We start from the raw sequence: 17107 nt of genomic DNA, 5'->3' as shown, positions 1-17107 counted from the left end.
CTCGGCATTCCTACGTTTCCTGCGTCCGGGGCCACTACGGCCCCACCGAACAGGAGAACCTTTCCATGGGTATCATTGCGTTCATCATCATTGGTCTCATCGCGGGTCTCATTGCTCGCGCCATCCTGCCGGGTCGTCAGAGCATGGGGCTGCTGGCCACCACCCTGATGGGCATGGTCGGCTCGCTCGTCGGCGGCCTCATCGGCTCGCTCTTCGCTCGGGATGGCCGCCTCTTCGATCTGCACCCGACCGGGATCCTGATGTCCGTGGTGGGCTCCATCGTCGTGCTCCTGTTGGTGGGAGCCGCGGGTCGACGCCGCATCCATGCCTGAGTGTGAGGTACCCCACACGTCGTGTCCCGAACGAACGGAGTGACGGAGGGGGGCGAGCCCCTGACGGTTCCTCAACCAAGGAGCCGGCGGGGGCTCGCGCTTTTCTTGCCCCAGGCGCGGGGACGTCCTTTCATGTAGCACCTGCCGCCGCTGCCTGGAGGAACCGTTGTCCAAGTGCCTGAAATGCGGAGCCGCCCTGCCGCCCGTGGGCGAGTGCCCCGCTTGCGCCGCCGCTGCCGCCGCCGACACGCTGCCGGGCCATACCGCCGTGCCCAGCCTGCTCGACAAGGACATCCACATCGACAGGCGGAAGACTCCGGAGCGCACCCCGGCCGTCACCGAGCCCGCCGTCCCCAGCTTCGCGGACCTGGCGCGCGGCCCGATGACGCCCCCGGGGATGACACCCGCCCGTCCCGCCGCGGCTCCGGCGCCTCGCACCCAGACGCCGCCGCTCGGCTCCCAGGCCCAGGTGGCGCCGCAGCCTCCCGCCCAGCGGCTCCCGGTGCCACCGCCGATGCCGGCGGCCCAGGCCATGCCTCCGCCGCAGCGGCTCCCCGTGCCTTCCCCGGCGCCTCAGGCCGCCGCGGCCCCGCCACCCGTGCCGCGCCCCGGAGTCCAGGCCTCGGCGCCCCCGGCGCAGCCGGTGTCCGATGATCCGGATTCGACCGCTCCCGGGCATCCGCCCTTCGCGCCCCCGCCGGCCTCGGAGTCCCGCTCGGCCATGGCGAGCCCGGCGCAGCGGGCGGAGCTGCCCACGCCCTCCGAGCCCTCGCACGCTCCACCCCTGGCGGCCGAGCCCGGCACGGGCTCCCGTCAGCACCCCGCTCCCGTCTCGGTGGTGACGTTCTCGCCGCCCTCGCGGCTGCCCGTGCCTCCCGCTCCGGGAGCGCTCTCCGGAGACGAGCAGCTGACGCCGCGCCTTCCCCACCCCACCGTCGCTCCGGAGGCGCAGCCGCGCGCCCGGACCAGCGGCGTGGCCAAGGCCGACTCGGGAGTGCAGGAGCTCCACGCGCGCCCGGCCTCGCTCTGGCGCCGGCTGCTCTCCTTCACCATCGACACGGCCGCCCTGGTGGGCGTGGCCTTCCTCTACATCACCCTGGCCTCGTCCATCGCGGGGGTGAAGGCCCCGTCCTCCCAGGGGCTCACCGAGCTGGACTCGGTGGCCGCGTGGCTGCACGCGCTGAAGTCGGTGCTGCTGCCCGGTATCATCCTGTTGCTGGTGCTGGCGACGGTGTATTGCGCCGTGGCGGCCTTTCTGTGGAACGGACGGACGCTCGGCCGGCTCCTGCTGGGGCTGCGGCTCGTGGACACCCACGGCGTGGCTCCCGCGCCTACACGCGCCATCATCCGGGCGCTGCTCTCCGTCCTCTCCTTCGGGCTGTTCCTGGGGGGGTTCTGGATGGCGCTGTTCGACAGGCGCGGCCAGACGCTTCATGACAAGCTGACGTCCACCTTCGTCATTCAACCGAGCTGATCCACACCGTCATTGTGCCTTGCGGCCGTGGCCGTAAGATGCCGCGGCTCCCATGCCTGCCCGACTCGCCCAGCTCCTGGTTGCGCGCGGCCTCCTCCCCCAGGAGACGGTGGATGCCGCCTTGCGCCAGCAGCAGGCGCGCGGCGGGCTGATCGACACCGCGCTGCTGGAGACGGGGAAGCTGCATGAGGCCGACCTGCTCGCGCTGCTGGGCGAGGCCTCCGGCTTCCGTCCGGTGAACCTGGCGGACTTCGAGCCCAACGCCGAGGTCGCCACCTTCATCCCTCCGAAGATCGCCGAGCGGCTGTGCGTGGTGCCGCTGTCGCTCGACGGCAACACGCTCCATGTGGCGTGCGGCTTCCCGGTGCCGCGCAAGGAGCTGGACGAGGTGGGGTTCCTCCTCGGAAAGCCCCTGGAGCTCTGGGTGGCCACCGAGGCGCGAGTCCGCGAGTGGGTGGCCGCCGTCTACAAGCAGCCGCTGCCCGAGCGCTTCGCCAACCTCATCGCCATCCTCAACGGAAAGCCCGCGGCGCCGGCTCCAGCGCCCGCACCCGCCGCGGCGGCCGCGCCCTCGGGTCCTCCACCGCCTCCGCCCGAGGCCCTGGAGGACGACGAAGGCTCGCTCACGCCCGCCATGGTGGAGAGGCTGGCGCGCTCGGTGGCCGCGGAGCCGCTTCCCATCGATGGGAAGAAGAACGAGAGCGCCCCGGCCGCCGCCGCGCCTGCGCCCGCGCCGCCCGCGGCCAGCTCGGTTCCGCCCCCGGCCTATACCCGGGCGCCGCTGCGCCTCAACATGCCGGCCAGTGCCCCGGCGAGCGCCGCGCCCCAGGCTCCCGCCCCGCCTCAGGCTCCCGCCCAGGCCAAGGCTCCACAGGCTCCTTCGCAGGCGCAGGCGAACACGCGCCCGGCCGCGCAGCCCCCTGCTGCCGCCTCCGTACCGCCTCCGGCCTACACACGGGAGCCGCTGCGCCTCAACATGCCGGCCCCCCAGGCTCCGGTCGCTCAGCGGCCTCCGGCTCCGCCCGCCGGGGCCGCCACGCCGCCCACGCCCCCGGTGCAACCCGGCGCCTCGAATCCGCCGCAGCGCTCCGCGCCCACGCCCGCGCCCGCTCCCGTCATTCCCAAGGAGCCGCAGTTCCTCGTCTTCAGCAATCCCGCGCCGGCCGTTCCTCCCGCGCGCCGGACGCCGACCCAGCCGGACTTCCCCCTCCCCGCTCCGACGGCGCCCACGGCCTCCGCGGCGCAAGGGCCCAGGCCCGCCGCGGCCCAGGCTCGCGCGGGGACTCCCACGGCTCCCTCGGCTCCAGCGGCACCGGCGGGTGGGCCTCCGGTGGCCACGCCCGTCCCCATCACCTCGCTGGCTCCCGGGGCGCCTCAGGCTCAGCCTCCGAAGCCCGCCGCGCCGGCCCCTGGCCAGGACGTGCCGGACTGGACGCTGGCCCAGGCGCGCGCCGCGCTGAAGGACGCGACCCGGGACAGGGATCGCCTCATCGACGTGGCCCTGCGCTTCGGCCGCCGCACGTTCGACTATGTGGCCGCGTTCGCCATCCTCCGCGGCGCGGCGGGAGGCTGGGAGGCGCGCGGCGATGGCATGACGGGCGAGCCGCTCTCGCAGGTGTCCATCCCGCTCGACGCCAGCAGCGTCTTCCGCACCGTGGCCGTCACCCGTGGCAGCTATGCCGGTCCGCTGCCGCCGGACGCGCTCAGCAAGCACTACGTGGAGCTGTTCGGCCGGCAGGTGCCGCGCACCGTCTTCCTCTACCCGGTGGAGGTGCGCGGCCGGCTCGTGGCGCTGGTGTACGGCGACTGCGGCCAGAAGCCCATCAGCCAGCGCCGCCTGTCGGACTTCATCCTCTTCTGCCAGGACCTGCCGAGCGCCTTCCAGGAGCTCATCCTCTTCCGCAAGCAGCGCGTGACGGAGCTGCGCGGCACCACGGAGCCCCCCGAGGCCACGCCCACGTTCGGCACGGCGGTGCCCTCGCCCGCGGCGGTGGCGGGCCTGGGGTGGAGCCCGTTCTTCGGCCGCGCCAGTGGCACGCTGGGCCGCGCCGCGACGATGCCGCCGCAGGTGATGAGCGAGGAGCGCCCGCCTCCGGACTTCGCGCCGCTCATCAAGCGCCTCACGGGCCCGGACGCCGCCCAGCGCGCCAGCGCGATGGCGGAGCTGGCCCGCACGCCCGAGGCCAGCGCGCGAGTGCTCGCCGCGAACTTCCCCGGCCCCACGGCCTGGAGCCGCCTGCCCGTGGTGGAGCTGCCCGAGGCGGACGAGCTGGGTCCCATCCCCGCGGCGCTGTCCCGGCTGGGTCGTCCCGCGGCGCAGATGCTGGCGCCCCTGCTGGACTCGGGCGATCCGGACACGCGCTACTTCGCGCTGCTGACCGCCGGCAACCTGCCCTACGTGGAGCTGGTGGACGGGGTGCTGCGCGGCCTGTTCGATCTCGAGCCGGACATCTCCAGCGCGGCGCGCGTGACGGCCTCGGCGCTCAAGCACCTGCCCCGCTTCGACGCGGCGATGCGCGACTTGCGCCAGGAGCTGGCCAACCGCGACCCGCTGCGGCGCTCGCTGGCGGCGCGTGCGCTGGGCGCGCTGCATGACCGGGAGGCCATCGAGGGCCTCATCAACCTGACCGGCAGCGACGACGAGATGTGCGCCCAGGCCGCGGCCGAGGCGCTGCGGGAGATCACCCGCGCCACCTTCGGCCTGCAGCCGCGCCAGTGGACGGCGTGGTGGGCGGAGAACCGCACGCGCCGGCGGGCGGACTGGCTCGTGGCGGCGCTGCGGCACAAGGAGCTGGACGTGCGCCTGGCGGCCATCGAGGAGCTCAGCCGCGCCCTCAACGACACCCTGGGCTACTACGCGGATGCGGCCGAGGCCGAGCGCGAGGCCGCCGTGCGCCGCTGGGAAGCCGCCGCCGTGGATCCGGCCCGGGCTCGCAGGCTCGGCGCACTCTGACGTGCGACGGGTAGGTCCGAAGAAGGCGTTTCACGACTCGCGAAGAGGCTTCGCCACCTGAAACGGGCCCAGGGCCCGGGTCCGTACCCGCGCCCGGCCCGCCCTCCCGCCGGACACTGGCCGAACTGGTCTGCCTGTCATACCAGTTCGGCTCCGCTCCGCCGCACAGGGCACCTCCCTGGCCAGGCAGTCCCCCTGGCACGGGCGCCTGCCTCCAGGGTGCAAGAGCCTCCTCGGAATGACTCAGGCGGAGATGGCGGCCTCGAGAGCCTGGCGGGCCTCGGCATACGCCCGCTCCGCGGACTCCTGCAGGTGCGTCACCTGTTCCGACACTCCCAGGGGAGCCAGCCGCTCCAGCTCCTCGCACAGGAACGACAGCCGACGGGCGCCAAAGAGCGCCGAGCTCGAGCGAAGGCTGTGGGCGTGCTCCGCCAACGTCTGCAGGGCCCCTTCCGAGAGGGCCTGGCGCATCGCCTCCACGTGGCGGAGGGAGTTGCTCAGGAAGGAGCCGACCAGCATGCCGAGCTTGGCCCGGTCATCGCTGACCAGCTGCCCCAACCGCTGGAGGGCCACCGCCTCGAAGGCAGGGAGAGCGGCCGCGTCTCGAGGGCGCTCCTCTGCCAGGGGCTCCGACTCCGCCATCGGCTCGGAAGGACCGCCCACCTTGGCGGCATGAGCCTTCTCCAGGGCCGCGACGAGCCGCACCGGCTCCACGGGCTTGGTCAGGTAGTCATCCATCCCCGCCCGGATGCAGCGCTCCCTATCACCGCGCAGGGCGCTCGCCGTCATGGCGATGATGCGCGGTCGCCCGTAGCGCCGTGGATCGGCGCGCACCAACTCCGAGGCCTTCAGCCCATCCATGTGAGGCATGTGCAGGTCCATGAAGACGACGTCGTACGCGGCGGCCTCCAGCGCCGCGAGCGCCTCCTGCCCGCTGCCCACCACCTGGGCCTCGTAGCCGAGGCGCTGGAACAGGTGCTGGGTGACCTTCTGGTTGATGGGATTGTCCTCCGCCAGCAGGACGCGCAGGGGGTTGCGGACGCCCAGGGAGGAGTCCAGCGCCTCATGCGCCTCGACGGCGGCCTCCTCGCTGCGCTCCAGTGAGACATCGAGCGTGAACGTCGAGCCCTTGCCCACGGTGCTCTCCACGCGGATGGAGCCGCCCATCAACCCGGCGAGCCGCTGGCTGATGGCGAGCCCCAGGCCCGTGCCGCCGTAGTGGCGGCTCGTGGAGGCGTCCACCTGGCTGAACGAGCGGAAGAGCCGGTCCATGCGCTCGGGGGAGATGCCGATGCCCGTGTCCCGCACGGTGATGCGCAGGCGCACGGCGGAGGGCGACTCCCCACCGCCTTCGTCCACGCGGGAAATCTGGACGTCGACGCCACCGCTCTGGGTGAACTTGACGGCGTTGCCCAGCAGGTTGACGAGGATCTGCCGCAGCCGCGCCTTGTCTCCCATGAGGGATGAGGGGACGCGGGGATCCACCTCGTGACGCAGGGACAGCCCCTTCTCCGAGGCCTGGAGGGCCAGGAGGCTGACGCACTCGTCGACGAGCTGGTGCAGGGAGAACGGGTGGACCTCGAGCTCCAGCGCCCCGGCCTCGATCTTCGAGAAGTCGAGGATGTCGTTGATGATCGTCAGGAGCGAGTCGCCGCTGGTGTGGATCAGCTCCGCGTACTCCCGCTGGTGCTCCGTCAGGGGAGTCTCCTTCAGCAGCCGGGCGGCGCCGAGCACGCCATTCATGGGCGTGCGTATCTCATGGCTCATGTTGGCCAGGAACTGGGACTTGGCCGTGTTGGCCGCATCCGCCTCGCTGCGGGCCGCCTCGAGGGCCAGGTTCTTCTCCGCCAGCGAGGCGAGCATGTGCTGGGACTCGGTGACGTCCAGGAAGACCCAGAGCCGCCCCCGCGCCGGCCCCAGGTTCGCGCGCACGCACGAGACGGAGAAGACACGGCCGGGAGACGGGAAGCGCCAGAGGATGTCCCGTATTTCCTGCTGGCCGCCACGGAACAGCTGAGCCAGCTGCGCGTCGATCTCCTCGCGGTTCGAGGTGCGCTCGCGGAGCGCGGCCATGGAGAGGGCCACCTCGTGGGGAGGCACCTGTCCCTCGGAGAGGCCGAGCAGCGCCGCGGCCAGGCCGTTGATCCAGGCCTCGGCGTGGTTCTGGTCCAGGAAGATGAGCCCGCAGGGCAGCGCATGGGTGATGGCATCCACGCGGACGCGCAGCGTGGCCGTCGCGCGCTCCAGGTCACACTCGCGGGCCACGGTGCTGAGCAGCGCCGCCAGGGCCTCGAGGACCTGTCGCTCCGAAGCGGAGAAGGCCCGGGTGCCCGCGCGGACGATGAGGATGGCCCCCTGCCGGGCTTCCACTGACTCCCAGGGCACGAGGGCGGTGGCGCCCTGGAGGGCCTCGGGGACGCTCTCGGCCGTCTGCCCGGGCTCGAAGAAGAAGCAGCCGGTGGCGCCCAGCGTGCCGCGGAAGATGGACTCGTCCAGGGCAGGCAGGCGCGGATGGGGAGTGCCCGCGAGCTCGAAGACGGTGACGGCATCGATGCGGCGCAAGGCCAGGACCATGTCCGCGCCGCAGACGCCTCGGGCCACCTCGAGGAGCCGCTCCAGGTGCTTGCCATCGCGGGGCGCCAGGGCCGCCACGGCGGCCACCATCACGTCACCCACGGACGAGGCGGGCGGCAGCGAGCCCAGGCTCGCGTCCACGACCGGGAGCGCGGGAGGTTTGGGTCTCATACGGCGGCCAGGACGGCGGCGAGGAGGGCGTTGATCTCGCCGGGAGCGCTCATGTGAGGCAGGTGCCCCTGGTTGGGCACGAGCTCGAGGTGGCCTCGGGGCAGGTGCTCGGCGAGGTAGTGCCCCACGGCGACAGGGACGGCGAAGTCATTCTGGGGCTGGAGCACCCAGGTGGGCAGCGAGAGCCGGGGCACCTGGGCGCGCAGGTCCGTCTCGAAGGCGAGGCGGGCTATGCCGATGGCGATGTCGGGACGGAGCGACAGGAGCCCTCGAGCGAATGTCTCGGCCACCTCGGGCAGGGCCGAGGGGCCGGCGACCATGCGAGAGAAGCCGCTGGCCCAGACCTCGAAGTGACTCTCCATGGCCTCATAGAGGGCGTCGATGTCCGCGCGCTCGAACCCGCCGACGTAGCCCGGAGAGTTGAAGTAGCACGGGGAGGCGCCGATGAAGACCATGGCGCGGAACAGCGAGGGGCGAGCCAGCCCCGCGAGCAGGCCCACCATGCAGCCCATGGAGTGCCCGACGTAGAAGATGTCCCGGGCGTTCACCGCGTCGAGCACCTCGAGCAGATCCGACGCGTAGCTCTCCATGCCCGAGTAGCGGTAGGAGCTATACGCGCGGATGTCGGAGCCGCCGGCGCCCACATGGTCGAACAGGACGATGCGATGGGTCTCCTCGAAGGCCCGGACCTGATGCTTCCAAGCGGTCTGGTCGGTCCCGAAGCCATGGGCGAACACGAGAACGTCCTGGCCGCGCCCCAGCACCTGGACGTTGTTGCGTTGGATTGCCGCCTTGGACACGGAGCGCGCCCCCAGAGGCTTGGAAGCTACCACGACCTCCCACACGCCGCCCAGCCACCTACCCCGCTTGCGAAAGTTCGGGCTGCGGAAGGAGCAAGAGAGGTCCGGCAGGCTCCTGTGGAAGGGCTCTGGGGGGCCTGATTGGGTTCTTGGTCAATCCGGTTGTAGGGGCCACCGCGGCTATCCTGGGGTGGCTCATTGGGCATGACGTTGCCCTCAAGCGCAGGCGCCTGCGCGCCATTGCAGACATCAAGAAGCGATACCTCGATGCGCAGCAACCCGCCTATGGACATATCTTGACGCAAGCGTGCGAGCGTGTGCTCTCAGCCGGTCAATCGCTTCTCGCAGAGGTCCATGGCAGGCTTGAGACTTTTATCACGGAGAGAGTTGAATGCTCGGAAGGGCGGTCGACCTGGGCTCTCCTTCGTACGAACCGACAACTGAGCAGCGGGAGCGACGCAGAATGGTCGTCGCATCGCTTCTGCGAACTGGATGGCGGCAGACGGACCTCGCCACGGAGGTTGAAGCCTTCACCTTTAGCCAATTTCCCGAAGCTGTTTCCTCTCCACTGAGCGCATGAAGACGTAGCTCGCAGGCAGAGCAGCCAACAGCCCCACGGTGGCAGGACACCCACCGCGCGAAGTAGGGTGCTCCTCGCCCTACTCGTCAGGAGGTCCGCCATGCTGCCTCGCACTTCGTCAGCCCCTCACTCCCCTGCCCATGGCGCGCTGATTGGCCCATGGAGAGTGCTGGAGACAGCCGCGAGCGGCTCCTTTGGCACCGTCTTCCGCAGTGTCCTCGCGGCCGAGCCTCACCGCAGTGGCGACTGCGCCCTGATCTACGAGTGGGCGCGCAGGCACACGCCCAACTCCTGCCAGGTGCTGAACGTGCTGGCTCAGCTTGCCCTGGCGCTGGCTGAGCTTCACAGGCACGGAGCACTCCACCGGGACGTGAAGGGGGACAATGTGTTGGTGGGGGCGCAGGGCAACGCAACCCTTCTCGATCTGGGCTGCTGCACCTATCCAGGTGCCAGGACGCTCACCGACAGCGCCCTTCCTCCTGGCACTTCAATCTACCGCAGCCCAGAAGCCCTGCGGTGGGCATGGGCTCACCGAAGGGACGGCGCCACCTATGAAGCAAGACCTGCCGACGACATCTACGCCCTTGGAGTGACCGCCTACAGGCTGAGCACCAGAACCTATCCGCCACAGCCCACGGAGAACAGTGGACCTTCGCGTCGGGTCCTCCCGCCAAGCGATCTCGCAACGGTTTCCCCGGGGCTCGAGCAACTTCTGATGACCATGCTCAGCGAAGTTCCAGCGGAGCGTCCCCCCGCCGCTTCACTGGCCCATGCACTCTCCGCCGCTGCCGAGGAGCCCGCGGCAACGAAGCTCATCACCCCGTCGCCAGCCGCCGCACCCACGGAGAAGGCTCGCAACCCAGGCCCTCCTCGTTGGCGGGAAGTCCCCGGTTGGCTCTCTGCGTCCGCTACGGTCGTGGTGGGTGGACTGCTGGTGGTGGCCGCATCGAAGCTCTGGGACGGGACGCCAGGCCCTGCGGTCTCCCCGGAGAGCCCTCCTCTCCTCACGGAGCATGTTCGTGAGTCTCCATCTCCCGAGGCTCCTGACGCAGGCGTGGGAGAGGAGGCACTGGCATCCGCGGTAGACGTGCCGCACATCGGCATGCCGGTGTCCGCTATCGGGCTTGCCGTGCCCAGGACCCCGCGCCCCGGGCAGAGGAAACCTCCTTGTGACCTCACGTCCGAGGTGGCTGTGCACGGGGCCTGTTGGGCCGTGCTCGCCAAGAAGCCCCCGTGCGATGCGTCTGGCTACGAGTACGACGGCAAGTGTGTCGTCCCTTCGTTCACCAACCCTCGCGCACCCGCTTCGGAGGAGCCGCGATGAACCTGGTGTCGCACGCCAACCTCCTGAGCGCCTCTGCCAGCGCGATGGAAGACACCGTCAATCCGGGTCGATGGAGGCGCGCTGGACTCCCGGGAGGTGGGAGCGCAGCCCCTCCAGCAACGCCAATCCGTCCGTCCGGGCCGGCACCGCGAGCTCCACCACCGCCGTACCTCCGGATGAGTCCGAGGACTGCTCCAGCGAGACGAAGCGGGCCGCCGGGTGCAGCGCCTTCAAGGGAGCCAGGGCCGCGCTCAGGTTCTCGAGCCCCAGCGACAGCCTCACCACCTCCATGCGCCCCTTGCTGGTCGCGTCCAGCACCAGCAGCACGCAGCCGAAGAACGCGGCCGCGCACAGCGCCACGGAGGCGGCTCCCAGCCCGCAACCCATCCCCACGCCGATCATCACGAACATGGCCGCCGCGTCTCGCGGGTCCTTGATGCCCGAGCGGAAGCGGATGAAGCCTCCAAGCCCCACCAGGCTGAAGGCGCGGGACACGCTGTCGCCGATGACCGTCGTCATCAGCGCCCCGGCCACGGCGACCAGCACCTGCGTCTGGGCCGTCTCGGAGATGAGCGGCGGAGCGTTGGGCATCAGCTTGCGCCACGGGCGGTAGGCCAGGATTGCTCCGAGCACCAGGGCCAGGGTGAAGCGCATCAGGAGCGACACGACGTCGAGCCTGGAGTCGCCGACATTGAGGTCCTGCAGCACGGACTCAAGCGGTGGCATGGAGGGCTCCTCGGGAGGTATCGGGTGCGCCGCGCGCCGCCTGGCGCAGCAGGGCGAAGTCTCGAGGGTGGCTCGCCAGCAGCCGCTCGGCCAGGGCGCGCCCGCGAGGCGTCTGGAGCAGCGGGCCCAGGCTCCTCACGGTGGCCGAGGGCCAGGAGTCCGCCAGTGCCGTGCGCAGCCCCCACGCGGCGGCTCCCTCCAGGCCCCACATGGAGTCCAGCACCTCCTCGCACTGCGCGCCGAAGGACTCGCGCAGTGCCCAGGCCCGGGGCTCGTCCAGCCCATCGAGGGTGCTCAGGACGGCCCGGGGAGCGCGTGCCACATGCTGCTCGCGAAGCTCCCAGGCCCGGGGGCTCGTGAGCCCCGCCACCGAGCGGAGCACCGCGTCCGGAGCGATGGCCCACGCCCGCTGACGCCACGCCCAGGCCTGCTCGCTGTCGAGCCCGCGGATGGAGCGGCAGGCCGTGCGCGCCACCGGCTCCAGGCCCAGCGCCTCTTCTCCTCCGGCGTCCGTGAGCCAGCGCCATCGCTCGGTCCAGGCGCGCTCACTGTCGATCCCTGTCAGGGAGGCAATCACGCTCTCCGAGGCGGCGAAGTAGAGGCGCTCGCGCATCCGCCACGCCTGCTCCGAGTCCAACAGCTCCAGGGACTCGGCGACGGCCTTGGGGGCCTGGGCGATCAGCCGCTCTCGCAGCTCCCATGCCTCAGGCGTGTCCGCCGCCGCGTTCCGCAGGGAGCCCAGGACATGGCTCGGGGCCCCATCCGCGAGCTGCCGCCGGAGCTCCCAGGAGGCCGCATCCGCGAGGCTGGCGAGGCTGTACGCCGCCAGCTCCGGGCAGCGCGGGGCGAGGGCCTTCCTACGCTCCGCCATGTCCCCCCCCTCCATCCCCGACAGGAAGTACGCGGCCAGCGTGGGCTCCTCCTCCCTCCAGAGATCGATCTGGCGAAGGAAGCTGGCGCGGGCTTCTCCCACGGACCGCGCGGGCGGCGGAGCGGGACGCGCAGTCTGGACCGAGAGCGCGGCTCCCGCCTGGGCCTGGAGGATCTCCTGGGTCACCTGGCGGACGAGCGTCTCCAGGGGGACTCCGGAGTTCTCCAGGAGGCGCCACCGCTCGGGGGACTCGGCGGCCAGCGCCCGATAGCCCGAGCGCAGCCGCACCTGCAGCCCTGCTCCCGCCAGCCCCTTCCGCGAGGGTGAGCCGGTCTTCGGCGTGAGAATCTTCGAGATGCGGCGGCGAGCCCGAGCCAGCGCCGGATCCACATCCATGAGGAACACACGGTCAGGGACCAGGCCGCGCGCGCATGCGTCGAGCACCGGGCGCACCACCTGCTCGGACAGGCCTCGGCCCCACCGCGCGAGCACCTCGGCGGTGTAGAAGAAGCGATCGGTGATGACGACCTCGAACTCCGCCAGGGCCGGGCGCGTCACCTCTTCCAGGAGCTGGGCCTCACGCGCGGCATAGAGCAGCAGCTCCGCCGTGGGCGTGAGCGCCAGGTTGGCGGGATCCCTCGTGAAGCGCCGCAGCCCCTCCGAGACGGGGGAAGCGAGCGTCCCACCCTCGCGGACGTGGCGGACCCGGAGGCCCGCCTGACGCAGCTCCTGGGCCACCCGGTTGGAGAGCGTCGTCTTGCCCGAGCCATCGATTCCTTCGAAAACGATCAACATCAGAAGCCCACCTCCAGCTGCACCAACAGGGCCCGCCGCGAGGCGAGACTGTCTTCCAGGGACTCGAGCGCCGCGGAGACACCCGTGCCCACCTTGCGAACCTCGAACTGCGTCTGCAGGCGCCACCGCTGCCACTGCCCGACGTTGAGGCCCAGCGCGCTCTCCCACATCAGGTCCGCGTCCTGGTCCCGGTCCGGATCCATCGCCGAGAGCATCACGAAGGGCTCGAGGTACATCCCGCCCGCCTCCGTTCCACCCAGGCGCCACGCGCTCACCACCCTGCCCGTAAGCAGGTTCCCGGTTCCGCCCGTGAGAGGCGCACGCCCCGTGATCACCTCGGCCCAGGTGCGCAGCCCGCCCGAGGCCAGCGCGAGCGAGTGCCTCACGTCCAGCGCGGCGAGCCAGCTGCTCTGGTCTCCTCCGGAGCTGGCACCCTGGGGCTGAAACAGCGCGGAGGCCCCCACCACCACGGGACCGAGCTCCCACGTGCCCCGGAGCGCCGGCATCAGCCCGAGTCCTCGCTCGAGCGCGACCTTGCCGTCCGGCTCCCGCGTCTGCCACACCCCCGCCTGGAACCGCAGCTCGTGCGTGCAGCGCGCGCACTTCCACTCGAGCTGGGCTCCTGGGCTGCGGCCGCTGAGCCCCAGGGCGTCATCCAGCACGTCGCGGACCAGTCCGCGCCGGACGACCGGGAGCCGCGTGGCCGACTCGAGCTCCACCAGCGAGAGGGGCATCTTGAAGCGCCCGGCCCGAGTGGAGAAGCCGTTGGCGATCTTCAGCCAGACGAAGACATCCTTCAGCTCGGCTCGGACATCGAACTCCACCACGGCGCGCAGGCGCTTCTTCCAGCGGTAGGTGACCTCGACGCGCGAGGTGGGGACGGTGAGCTCCCCCGCCCAGATGCCGTCCTCGGGGTGCTCGAGGTTCTCCCGCACATCGAGACGGCCTCCCACCACCACCGTACCGGCCGGAGTGGCGATCACGATCGCCTCCCCGCCCGCGTCGGACGAGGAGGAGTCGTCGGAGTCGGTCGAGGCCTCGGGCGTGCTCGCGGGCGCTGACGCCGCGGACGGCTCGGGGGCCGGAGCCTGGGCGGAGGCGGAGCGGCCCACGAGGAGCAACGCGACCAGGAGCAGGCACCCGCTCGCCAGCGTCCGCGGAGGCTCACGGTGGGGGGACACAAAGGAACAGTCAGGCACGATGCGGAGTCCTTGATGAGGCCGCGCGAGGAGCGTCGCGGCGGATCAGCGTGCTCGGGACAGAGGCACGGGGAGCACGCCTCCGAAGAGCGCGCGCATCCCCTGCTCGAACTTCGAGCCCTGGGTCTCGGAGGGCTCCAGCCGCCGGAGCGCGTGCTCCAGCCAGAACGGCGAGCGTCCATGCCACTTCACTTCGAGCAGGGCCGAAGGAGCGCGCTGGAGCAGCCGCGTCGGCGCCGCGGGGCTTCCCGGCATGGGCGGCAGCGCGAAGGTGAGCTCCTCGTCGAGGGTGATGCGGACCCGGCCATCGGAGGTCTCGTGCGTCGTGCGCCGATACCAGGCCGTCACCCACGGCTTCACCGGCGCCTGGACGAACTGGCCGAGCAGCGCGCCCGCGGCGCTCGCCTCGGAGAGCGGCGCGCCCGACAGCAGGGCCTCCGCCTCCTCGGCCGACACCGGACAGCGGGACTTCATCCGCCGCTCCCCGGAGGTCACCTTCAGCTCGAGGAACCGCAGGCCGGTGAGGACGGGAGCCTGACCGAGCTCCGCGGCTCCGGCGTACTCGCGCAGCCGCAGGCGCTGCGCGCGGCCCGAGCCCCGGGAGTGGAGCAGGGCCAGCTCCTGGGTATCGAAGTACGTCGTGCGCGTGAAGGCATACGGATAGTCGCTCGCGTACAGGCGGGGCTCGGTGAAGGGCCCCGTGGCTCGCAGGAAGGCCTCCGCCGCCTCGCGAGGAGGCTGGAAGCGCCTCTCGTGATCCAGCACCGGTGACTGGCACTCCATCGGGGAATCCATCCGAGCCAGGGCGCTCATGGGGCGGTGCCGAAGGTGGTGCGCACCGCCGCCTCGCGCTGCTCGGCGAACTGGAGCAGGCCCGACGTGCCGGTGAGGGAGTCCTGGAACTGCTGCGCGCTGGTATAGGTGAAGCCCTGCACCTCGGCGTTCTCTCCCGCCACCCAGGGGGCGATGAGCTCATGCGCCTGCCGCATGCGCTCCTGCATCGCCGCCGCCGAGAGGGGGCCGGTGATCGACTCGCGCGCGAACTGCTCGTACCTGGCCCGGTACGTCGGATCGTCCAGGAGGTAGCGGATGAGCGGCCAGTCCGCCGTCACATTGGAGTGCGTCAGCGAGCTCGTCCGGCCGGCCGACAGGGACAGGTTGTGGTCCCAGGTGATCCAGTGCAGCCGGTTCCCGTTCTCGGGGTTCGCGTAGAGGTAGTAGTTGTGCGGCATGGAGCCGTAGCTGTCCCAGTTGGCCAGCACCGTGTTGATGGCGAGCCATTGGAGGAAGCCGTCCACGTCCATGCGGGCCTCGAGGCCCGCGCGCCAGGCCGCCGCGTCGCCGCGGTCGGCGTTCAGCGCGGCGATGGCGGCCTCCACGCTCTCCCAGCCCAGCTCGGCGGCATCCGACTGCGCCTCGAAGGAGGCCTGGTCGAACGTCTTGAACCGGGCGCCGACGCCGTCCGCCTCGTAGAGCGCGCCATCGTGGTTGCCGAAGTGGGTGTCGAGCAGCGAGTCCTGGGGATCCTCGGCGACCGTGTAGAGGCCGAAGTACTCGGGCCCGTTGCCGTGGTCCACGTACACGGCCATGAAGCCCGTGTGCGCCGCCGGCACTCCGGCCGCGCGGAAGGTGCTCGAGGCCACGTGGTCCCGGATGTACGAGGCATCCCCCTGGTTGCTGGAGAGGGACAGCTTGCTGAAGCCGTGGAAGTGCTGGCCGTCGATCTCGGGGTGCTCGTCCTCGAACTTGTCGAAGTTGAGCCGGAAGGGCAGCTTGCCCACGCCGGAGCGCCAGCCGCTCGACAGCGTGGAGTTGCCCTTGTAGCGGACGCCCACGTGCCACCACGTCTTGCCGTTGAACCGCACCGTCGAGCGCACATACACGGGGGTGCGAGGCACGAGGTCCACGCCACCGCCGCCGCCGCCACCGCCGATGGCGCCCCCCTGAGGCGCGCACAGGAGCGCCGCCCCATCCGGGGACCTGGTGCAGGTGGAGCTGAAGGTGTTGCCGTTCAACGTGGCGCTGCAGGTGGCGCCCTCCGCCTTGTCCTGGCAGACCGCTGTCAGCTCTGGCGGGAGCGGACCCCCACCACCACCGCCACCACCTCCTCCGCCGCGAGGAGTGCACACGAGCGCCGCCCCATCCGGGGACTTGCCGCAAGTGGAGGTGAAGGTGTTTCCGTTGAAGGTGGCGCTGCAGGTGGCACCCTCCGCCTTGTCCTGGCAGGCCGCTGCCAGCTCGGGCGGGAGCGGACCGCCACCCCCACCGCCGCCAGGGCCGCCACCGCCGGGGCCTCCGCCCACGCCGAACGCGCCCAGCATGTCCGTCATGTCGTCCTGCATCGCCTGCCAGTCCTCGGCGGAGATGGCGATGTCGAGCCGCTGGACCTGCTCCGAAGGAAAGACGACGTCGTAGGCAGGCTTGGCTTTCTTGCCGTGCGTCTCGTCAGTCCAACCCTCTGGCCGACCATCACCGCAGGCGGCAGTGAGGCACACGAGCGCGGCCAGCGCGCTCAGTCGCGAAACTCCGTGCATACGACTCTCCCTGAAGGGCAATGCGGCCCTCGGACCCGGTCGGCTCCCTGCCGACGCTGGTGCTGCGAGGGGACACCCTGCCTGGGAGTCGTGACACGCTTGTTTCGTGATTGTGACGAAGTATTTCCGGGCTCGCCCGGTTCTCCCGGTCTCCTCCACAGAGCTCCCACCCTGGCCACGACGGACGCGCCGAGGTGCGGATTGAGCGCCGCGGCCAGGGAGTCCAGGGCCTCATCTCGCGCGAGGCGGGACTCCGGCGCGTGGAGCCTCGAGAAGGCCCGGCGGATGACGGCGGCCAGCCGAGGCTCATCGTTGAGCGTGGCACGGAAGCCTGCCTGGTGGTGTGGGAAGGCACCGTCCGCCGCCCGGGTGCAGGCCTTAGCGAGCCAGGAGGCATCCAGGTAGAGCATCAAGTACGTGAAGCCCGCCTCGTCCGGGGCGTTGCCGTCGTGGGTCTCTCCCGGCTCGATGAGGATGACCCGCCCGGGTGTGCTGCGATGGAGCGCCCGGCGGCAGGAGAACTCCTGGAGCCCCTGCTCCGTCACTCCGACGAGGGACGCGTCATGGAAGTGGGGATCGTACGCATGGCCGGTGAAGTGGGCGCGGATGGTCTCGATGCCCGTGGCCGAGTCGCGGGAGACGTCGACCCAGTCCTCGCCGGGCCGAAGCTCGCTTGCACTTCCTTGGGAGTGCAAGCGTGTCCCGGACATCCCGGGTCGAGACTCTACCATCGGCGTGAACCGGGCAGAGGCCCGAGTCCGGTCCGCCCTCCTG

At 71.3% G+C, this 17107-nt stretch carries 12 protein-coding genes; 4 read left to right on the top strand and 8 right to left on the bottom strand.

The window, feature by feature from the left end; genetic code table 11:
- Positions 1-65: 65 nt before the first annotated feature.
- The 3 genes from KY572_RS09495 (at position 66) to KY572_RS09485 (ending at position 4759) form a co-directional block, all read left to right on the top strand.
- The gene (locus KY572_RS09495; RefSeq protein ID WP_224242221.1) at positions 66-332 is read left to right on the top strand and encodes a GlsB/YeaQ/YmgE family stress response membrane protein; all 267 of its coding nucleotides are present in this window, start codon (positions 66-68) and stop codon (positions 330-332) included.
- A gap of 166 nt (positions 333-498) precedes the next feature.
- A complete protein-coding gene (locus KY572_RS09490; protein WP_224242220.1) occupies positions 499-1806 on the top strand; it encodes an RDD family protein in 1308 nt (435 codons plus the stop codon).
- 52 nt (positions 1807-1858) lie between these two features.
- The gene (locus KY572_RS09485) at positions 1859-4759 is read left to right on the top strand and encodes a GspE/PulE/PilB domain-containing protein (RefSeq protein WP_224242219.1); all 2901 of its coding nucleotides are present in this window, start codon (positions 1859-1861) and stop codon (positions 4757-4759) included.
- Positions 4760-5002: 243 nt separating this feature from the next.
- Here the strand turns inward: KY572_RS09485 and KY572_RS09480 are convergent, their stop codons facing one another.
- Positions 5003-7504 (bottom strand): hybrid sensor histidine kinase/response regulator, encoded by a 2502-nt coding sequence (locus KY572_RS09480; RefSeq protein ID WP_224242218.1) that lies wholly within the window; start codon positions 7502-7504, stop codon positions 5003-5005.
- A complete protein-coding gene (locus KY572_RS09475) occupies positions 7501-8304 on the bottom strand; it encodes an alpha/beta fold hydrolase (RefSeq protein ID WP_224242217.1) in 804 nt (267 codons plus the stop codon). Before KY572_RS09475 ends, KY572_RS09480 begins: the two co-directional genes overlap by 4 nt.
- A gap of 680 nt (positions 8305-8984) precedes the next feature.
- Between KY572_RS09475 and KY572_RS48090 the strand changes: the two genes are divergently transcribed.
- Positions 8985-10208: a protein kinase domain-containing protein gene (locus KY572_RS48090; protein ID WP_224242216.1), complete on the top strand. Its 1224-nt coding sequence runs from the start codon at positions 8985-8987 to the stop codon at positions 10206-10208.
- A gap of 57 nt (positions 10209-10265) precedes the next feature.
- Here the strand turns inward: KY572_RS48090 and KY572_RS09465 are convergent, their stop codons facing one another.
- The 6 genes from KY572_RS09465 to KY572_RS09440 all read right to left on the bottom strand — a co-directional run bounded on the left by KY572_RS09465 (position 10266) and on the right by KY572_RS09440 (position 17028).
- Complete coding sequence (locus tag KY572_RS09465; RefSeq protein ID WP_224242215.1) at positions 10266-10934, bottom strand: DUF4956 domain-containing protein; 669 nt, start codon at positions 10932-10934, stop codon at positions 10266-10268.
- On the bottom strand, positions 10921-12600 hold the full coding sequence (locus tag KY572_RS09460) for a dTMP kinase (RefSeq protein WP_224242214.1): 1680 nt from the start codon (positions 12598-12600) through the stop codon (positions 10921-10923). Before KY572_RS09460 ends, KY572_RS09465 begins: the two co-directional genes overlap by 14 nt.
- A complete protein-coding gene (locus KY572_RS09455; RefSeq protein WP_224242213.1) occupies positions 12600-13781 on the bottom strand; it encodes a porin in 1182 nt (393 codons plus the stop codon). The genes KY572_RS09460 and KY572_RS09455 overlap by 1 nt, the downstream gene beginning before the upstream one ends.
- Positions 13782-13844: 63 nt before the next feature.
- Positions 13845-14594 carry a VTC domain-containing protein gene (locus tag KY572_RS09450; RefSeq protein WP_224242212.1) on the bottom strand — a complete coding sequence of 250 codons (750 nt, stop codon included), beginning with the start codon at positions 14592-14594 and terminating at the stop codon, positions 13845-13847.
- Between the two features lie 14 nt (positions 14595-14608).
- Positions 14609-16333: a CotH kinase family protein gene (locus KY572_RS09445; RefSeq protein ID WP_224242211.1), complete on the bottom strand. Its 1725-nt coding sequence runs from the start codon at positions 16331-16333 to the stop codon at positions 14609-14611.
- Positions 16312-17028 (bottom strand): AraC family ligand binding domain-containing protein, encoded by a 717-nt coding sequence (locus tag KY572_RS09440; protein WP_224242210.1) that lies wholly within the window; start codon positions 17026-17028, stop codon positions 16312-16314. The genes KY572_RS09445 and KY572_RS09440 overlap by 22 nt, the downstream gene beginning before the upstream one ends.
- Positions 17029-17107: the final 79 nt, after the last annotated feature.

Origin of the sequence: Hyalangium gracile (assembly GCF_020103725.1) — a bacterium.
Lineage (GTDB): Bacteria > Myxococcota > Myxococcia > Myxococcales > Myxococcaceae > Hyalangium > Hyalangium gracile.
This window is presented reverse-complemented; position numbering and strand designations above follow the sequence as displayed.

What these genes read in the sequence shown, in the direction of transcription:
- KY572_RS09495 (WP_224242221.1), top strand. Translation starts at nt 66, where the DNA reads ATGGGTATCATTGCGTTCATCATCATTGGTCTCATCGCGGGTCTCATT.
- KY572_RS09485 (WP_224242219.1), top strand. Translation starts at nt 1,859, where the DNA reads ATGCCTGCCCGACTCGCCCAGCTCCTGGTTGCGCGCGGCCTCCTCCCC.
- KY572_RS09480 (WP_224242218.1), bottom strand. Translation starts at nt 7,504, where the DNA reads ATGAGACCCAAACCTCCCGCGCTCCCGGTCGTGGACGCGAGCCTGGGC.
- KY572_RS48090 (WP_224242216.1), top strand. Translation starts at nt 8,985, where the DNA reads ATGCTGCCTCGCACTTCGTCAGCCCCTCACTCCCCTGCCCATGGCGCG.
- KY572_RS09465 (WP_224242215.1), bottom strand. Translation starts at nt 10,934, where the DNA reads ATGCCACCGCTTGAGTCCGTGCTGCAGGACCTCAATGTCGGCGACTCC.
- KY572_RS09460 (WP_224242214.1), bottom strand. Translation starts at nt 12,600, where the DNA reads ATGTTGATCGTTTTCGAAGGAATCGATGGCTCGGGCAAGACGACGCTC.
- KY572_RS09450 (WP_224242212.1), bottom strand. Translation starts at nt 14,594, where the DNA reads ATGGATTCCCCGATGGAGTGCCAGTCACCGGTGCTGGATCACGAGAGG.
- KY572_RS09445 (WP_224242211.1), bottom strand. Translation starts at nt 16,333, where the DNA reads ATGCACGGAGTTTCGCGACTGAGCGCGCTGGCCGCGCTCGTGTGCCTC.